At 67.6% G+C, this 5,873-nt stretch carries 7 protein-coding genes and 2 pseudogenes; 7 read left to right on the top strand and 2 right to left on the bottom strand.

Annotated elements, in window-relative coordinates; translation table 11 throughout:
* Positions 1-180, bottom strand: a pseudogene (locus G6018_RS09240) (hypothetical protein); the annotation flags it as partial.
* A gap of 5 nt (positions 181-185) precedes the next feature.
* Positions 186-659 (bottom strand): SRPBCC family protein, encoded by a 474-nt coding sequence (locus G6018_RS09235; protein ID WP_179523442.1) that lies wholly within the window; start codon positions 657-659, stop codon positions 186-188.
* 284 nt (positions 660-943) lie between these two features.
* On the opposite strand from G6018_RS09235, the gene groL reads away from it, so the two are divergent.
* The 7 genes and pseudogenes from groL to G6018_RS09200 form a co-directional block, all read left to right on the top strand.
* Complete coding sequence (gene groL, locus G6018_RS09230) at positions 944-2,566, top strand: chaperonin GroEL (protein WP_179523441.1); 1,623 nt, start codon at positions 944-946, stop codon at positions 2,564-2,566.
* Between the two features lie 282 nt (positions 2,567-2,848).
* Positions 2,849-2,992: a hypothetical protein gene (locus tag G6018_RS09225; RefSeq protein WP_182609540.1), complete on the top strand. Its 144-nt coding sequence runs from the start codon at positions 2,849-2,851 to the stop codon at positions 2,990-2,992.
* 51 nt (positions 2,993-3,043) lie between these two features.
* On the top strand, positions 3,044-3,202 hold the full coding sequence (locus tag G6018_RS09220) for a hypothetical protein (protein WP_179523440.1): 159 nt from the start codon (positions 3,044-3,046) through the stop codon (positions 3,200-3,202).
* 402 nt (positions 3,203-3,604) lie between these two features.
* A complete protein-coding gene (locus G6018_RS09215) occupies positions 3,605-3,754 on the top strand; it encodes a hypothetical protein (RefSeq protein ID WP_179523439.1) in 150 nt (49 codons plus the stop codon).
* A 119-nt stretch (positions 3,755-3,873) separates the two neighbouring features.
* On the top strand, positions 3,874-4,035 hold the full coding sequence (locus G6018_RS09210; protein ID WP_179523438.1) for a hypothetical protein: 162 nt from the start codon (positions 3,874-3,876) through the stop codon (positions 4,033-4,035).
* Positions 4,036-4,402: 367 nt separating this feature from the next.
* Positions 4,403-5,512, top strand: a complete 1,110-nt coding sequence (locus G6018_RS09205; RefSeq protein WP_179523437.1) for an alpha/beta hydrolase family protein — start codon at positions 4,403-4,405, stop codon at positions 5,510-5,512.
* Positions 5,513-5,670: 158 nt separating this feature from the next.
* Positions 5,671-5,873 (top strand): annotated as a pseudogene (locus G6018_RS09200) (hypothetical protein); the annotation flags it as partial.

Genomic DNA, 5,873 nt, shown 5'->3' with positions numbered 1-5,873 from the left:
CTGCCAGTCACCGGGAGGTGGACCCGCGGCCAGGGTGGGGCCGGGTTCCTCGCGGTCGGGGGTGGCGGGGTCCGCGTCGTCGGTCCAGAGCGCGCACCCGGTGAGCGCTGCCACGAGGGAGCCCGCGAGGATCGTCGCGAGCCCGCTCCGGGCCACCGCGACCACGCCCACCCCGGCCATGGCGGTCAGCCCTGCTCGACGAGGGCCTTGATCCGCTTCAGGGAGGTCGACACGCCCCTGTCCATTTCCTTGGTGAACGAGGGCTGTCCGCCGAAGAGCTTGTCGGTGAGGAACGTCGAGATGAAGGTCAGGCCGTTCGGGACCTCACGACGTTCCGTGAGCCGGGTGCCGCCGTCGGCGGTGGGCTCGAGCTCGAAGACCCAGATGGTGGTGTTCTCGGTGATGCGGTTGGCGAACCTTCTGCCGGGCTCGAACTCGACGACACGGCTGGTGGTGGGCCAGAAGATCGGGCCGCGCTTGTTGATGTTGAGCGCCCACGTCCCGGCGGTCGTGCGGCCACCGAGGGCGACGACCTTGTGCGCCTGGCTGCTCCACTGGGGGGCGTTGCGGACCTCGGAGACGACTTCCCAGACCCGGGCCGGTGGGGCGTCGATCTCGATCGAACTCTCGATGGCGGCGGGAGCGGACTCGGTGGGCATGGATGGCCTTCCAATGGGAACGGGCTTCGATGGCGTCTCGATGGTAGGGGACGGGGCGCGGCCGTGCGTGTCGTTCGCCCGCCGCGAACACCGGGCCGCACCCTTTGCACTCGTGGGGGGCGAGTGCTAGAAAAGCGGTTGGCACTCGGCTACCCTGAGTGCCAGCAACACCTGAACTGAGGTCGCAAGGTGAGGCGCGGATCTGACACGGTCCGCTCCGTCCGTCGCGGGCGCCGACGCCGACCACATACGTGTCACCCCACACCCGGAGGATGATTCACCCAATGGCAAAGATGATCGCGTTCGATGAAGAGGCCCGCCGCGGCTTGGAGAGCGGTCTCAACCAGCTCGCCGACGCCGTCAAGGTCACGCTCGGCCCCAAGGGTCGCAACGTCGTGCTGGAGAAGAAGTGGGGCGCCCCCACGATCACCAACGACGGCGTCTCCATCGCCAAGGAGATCGAGCTCGAGGACCCGTACGAGAAGATCGGTGCGGAGCTCGTCAAGGAGGTCGCCAAGAAGACCGACGACGTCGCGGGCGACGGAACCACCACCGCCACCGTCCTGGCCCAGGCGCTCGTGCGCGAGGGCCTGCGCAACGTGGCCGCCGGTGCCAACCCCATGGGCATCAAGCGCGGCATCGAGAAGGCCGTCGAGGCCGTCACCGCGCACCTGATCGCCTCCGCCAAGGAGATCGAGACCAAGGAGCAGATCGCTGCGACCGCCGGCATCTCCGCCGCCGACCCGGCGATCGGCGAGCTCATCGCCCAGGCCATGGACAAGGTCGGCAAGGAGGGCGTGATCACGGTCGAGGAGTCGCAGACCTTCGGCCTGGATCTCGAGCTCACCGAGGGTATGCGCTTCGACAAGGGCTACATCTCGCAGTACTTCATGACGGATCCGGAGCGCCAGGAGGCGGTCATGGAGGATCCGTACGTCCTGCTGGTCTCGGGCAAGGTCTCCACCGTCAAGGACCTCCTCCCGCTGCTGGAGAAGGTCATCGGCGAGGGCAAGTCCCTGCTGATCATCGCCGAGGACGTCGAGGGCGAGGCCCTGTCCACGCTCGTCGTGAACAAGATCCGCGGCACCTTCAAGTCCGTCGCCGTCAAGGCCCCGGGCTTCGGTGACCGTCGCAAGGCCATGCTGCAGGACATCGCGATCCTCACCGGTGGCCAGGTCATCTCCGAGGAGGTCGGCCTCTCGCTCGAGACCGCCGACATCTCCATGCTGGGCAAGGCGCGCAAGGTCGTCGTGACCAAGGACGAGACCACCATCGTCGAGGGTGCGGGCGACCAGGGGCAGATCGAGGGACGGGTCAACCAGATCCGCGCCGAGATCGAGAACTCCGACTCGGACTACGACCGTGAGAAGCTCCAGGAGCGCCTCGCGAAGCTCGCCGGCGGCGTCGCCGTGATCAAGGCGGGCGCGGCCACCGAGGTCGAGCTCAAGGAGCGCAAGCACCGCATCGAGGACGCGGTCCGCAACGCCAAGGCCGCGGTCGAGGAGGGCATCGTCGCCGGCGGCGGCGTCGCCCTGGTCAAGTCCGAGGTCGCCATCGACGGGCTGTCCCTCGAGGGCGAGGAGGCCACCGGTGCGAAGATCGTCAAGTTCGCGCTGAGTGCCCCGCTCAAGCAGATCGCCTTCAACGCCGGTCTCGAGCCGGGCGTCGTGGCGGAGAAGGTCCGGAGCCTCCCGGGCGCCCAGGGCCTCAACGCCGCCACCGGCGAGTACGAGGACCTGCTGGAGGCCGGTATCAACGATCCGGTCAAGGTGACGCGCTCCGCGCTGCAGAACGCCGCCTCCATCGCGGCGCTCTTCCTCACCACCGAGGCCGTCGTGGCCGACAAGCCCGAGCCCGCCGGTCAGGCGATGCCGGGTGGCGACGAGATGGGTGGCATGGGCTTCTGACCCGAGCCCACACAGTACGCCGGGCCGTGGCCCGCACCGGAGAACTCCGGTGCGGGCCACGGCCTTTTGTGCGTGCCCTCGGACGGGTCACGGCGGGCCCGACACTCCTGGACCGCGGTGGCGGTCCCGTAACAGGATCGTCATCTTTCCCCCGCTGCGTAAAGAGCCTGTGATCTGCGGTTACGGTGCCGTTTCGCCCATTGTGGTGGACGCGCGTCCTTTTCTAGTGTTCCTGTCAGGCGCCTCGAAGGGTGCCGTGAACGCACGAGAACGGAGAACACCATGCCCGACTTCGGTCAGCTGTCCGACCTCTTCGGAGGCATCACCGACATCCTCGGAGCCGTCGTCACATTCACCGGGTCGCTGGGGGGCGAGGGGGGCATGAACGACTTCTTCGATGCCGTGTCGAGCATCAGCGCCGACTGATCCCAGAGCCCACCTCCAGAGATAACCACCCAGCAGACCCAGGAGCACACCATGTTCTTCCCCGAGTTCGGATCTCTCGCCGGCGTCAGCGGCGCCCTCGGCTATGTCAACGACTTTCTCGGCGCCTTCGGAGACCTGTTCTCCGGCCTGGCCTACTTCACCGGAGGCGACTTCGAGGAGGCCCTCGCCGGCGGCTTCATGATGTGGTGACCCGAGCCTGCTGAGGGCGGCCATGCCCTCAGCACACCGGTGCGGCCCGTGCGATCTCCCTCGCGCGGGCCGCACTGCTGTGCCACGCGCAGTTATGTGGGCGCTTGTCTAGATGAATGTTTATCGACCTAAAGGTGTCTCCGCGGCGTCGCCACGCCCCGCCCAGCGTGAGGGAAAGTTAATGCACTCGATTAAGTCGTTGACTCAATAGTATTTGCGCAGGCAGATCAAGGTGCTAGGGTTTCCTTGCATCTAGTGATCTGGGTCACGAAGGGTGCCCTGGGCGGATAAGGCGTCACCCGGCTGCCGTCGAGACCGAGGTCACACTTGACTTCGGAGCCGCTCAGATTACGCTGACTCTGGCCCCATGAGCCGGGGCACCACTTTCAAAGGGAGACACACATGCCTGACTTCAGCGCCATCAGTGCCGCACTCACCGCGGTCAAGAACCTCATCGACGGCGTCGTCAGCTTCACGGGTTCGGTCACGGGCGAGGGCACCCTCGACGCGCTGGCGGCACTCGGCAGCCTCGGCGGCGAGACCGTCAACTGATCTGCCTCAGATCCTCGCGCTCCGGCGCACCGCCCCGGCTGCGGCGTAAAGCAGCCGACCCCCCGAACATCATCTCGGCCCGGATCCGTCCGGACCACACCTCTCTATAGGAGTACAGCATGGGTATCGACCTCGGTTCCGTCGGCGAGCTGCTCGGCCCGAAGGGTCTCGTCGACCTCGCGGGCGGCCTGCTCGGCGCCGTCAACAACGTCGTCAAGGGCATCGGCTACTTCGCCGGTGGCGACTTCCAGAAGGCCCTCGACGCCGGCTTCATGGCCTGAGTCGTACGGCTGATCGACAAAGGGCTCCGGGCCTCGCCCGGGGCCCTTTCTCGTGCGCTCCCCGGTGTGGCGCCCGCCCACGCGCCGCGCGGGGTGTATCGGATTTTCTTCATATCGGTAACAAGAGGCCGGGTAGCGTCGATAATGTTGACGTGAGCCGCAAGGGTGGTTCCGCGGTTACCGGCGGGCCACCCGGGTATGTCATCCTCGGATGGTGCCCGGCGGGCGCAAGGCTCGGTCCTGTAGGCACGCTTCCACCTGGGGTGTGCTTAGTGGGACTTGTGTGACTACTGGGAATCGGGTTAGCTGTCAAGCGAGGGTCTGCCCGGGTCCGTCTGTGAACAACGAGAAGGTTAGGCGTCGGAATATGCGTTCAGTCAAGAGCGGCCGGTTGGGCACCAAGGTCGCCGCAGCGGCCATCGCCGCGGCCATGGTCCCCGTCGTTGCCACGGGCACGGCACAGGCCCAGGGTGGCAACATCCAGTACACCAAGGCCACCGCCCAGAACAAGGTCGTCGAGACCCAGCTTCCCGACGGTCGACTGATCGTGTCGGTGTGGTCGGACAAGATGGCCATCGAGGTCCCGAACATCGTGCAGCGCCCCCGCGACGGTAACGCCGGCGCGCCGGTGCTCTACCTGGTCAACGGCGCCGGTGGTGGCGAGGACTCGGCCACCTGGCAGGCGCAGTCGGACGTCCGGGCCTTCATGTCCGACAAGGACGTCTGGACCGTCACCCCGATCGGTGGTGCCTTCTCCTACTACACGGACTGGCAGCGTCACGATCCCAACGTCCAGACCCGCTACGCCCGCGAGACCAACCGCCCGATGGCGTTCGAGACCTACCTCGCGCAGGAGCTCCCGACCCTCTTCGAGGGCCGGTACGGCGGCAACTACCCGAACCGCAAGCGCAGCCTCGCCGCGATCTCGATGACCGCCACCTCGGTCCTGACGATCGCCCAGAACCACCCGGGCCGCTTCCAGGCCATCGGCTCGTACTCGGGTTGTGCCGAGACGTCGACCCCGATCGGCTACCAGTTCATCAACATCGTCACCGGCATGCGTGGCGGCGCGAACCTCGACAACATGTGGGGCCCCTACCCGGGTCCGGGCTGGGTGGCCAACGACCCGGTCGCCCAGGCGCACAAGTTCGTCGCCCAGCGCGACAACGGCACCCTGCCGGCCATGTTCATCTCCACCGGCAACGGCCTGCCCGGCCCGCACGAGTCGCTGGAGAACTGGCGTCTGCGCAACAGCATCCCGGCCCTCGCCAACCAGGCGATCGTCGGCGGCATCATCGAGGCGGCCACGCAGTACTGCACGGCCAACCTCGCCCGCCGCTTCGGCGAGCTGCAGATCCCGGCCCAGTTCGACTTCGCGCCCAACGGCACGCACTCGTGGGGCTACTGGGAGGACGACCTCAAGCAGTCCTGGCCGATGATGGCCCAGGCGATGAACGCGCGCTACGGCCCGATCTGATCGGCTGACGCGCCGGCGCCCCCGGGTCCCGGCTCCGACGGACCCCGTCCCACCATCCGAGTGGGGCGGGGTCCGTCGTCGTCCGTGGGCGTGCAGCGTGCGCGTGGTCACGTCGGGCCGGGTGCGGTGTGGGCAGGGGACTGCGGCATCCTGTACGCATGACCAAGACCGACGACCCGCGGCGGACCGAGCTCCGGCACGCGGACGGCAGCACGAGTCCGCTGTTGATGGTGGAGGCCGACCGGCGGGACTCCGACAGGCCCGCCGTGCTGGTCCTGCCCGGCATCGCCGTCGGCGCCCGGTACTACCTCCCGCTGGCCCGCGCACTGGCCGCCGAGGGCGTGGACGTGGCGATCACGGA

It is taken from the genome of Dietzia sp. DQ11-44 (genome assembly GCF_014145205.1).
Lineage (GTDB): Bacteria > Actinomycetota > Actinomycetes > Mycobacteriales > Mycobacteriaceae > Dietzia > Dietzia natronolimnaea.
Note: the sequence above shows the minus strand (reverse complement) of the source record. Positions and strands in the feature narration are given on the sequence as shown.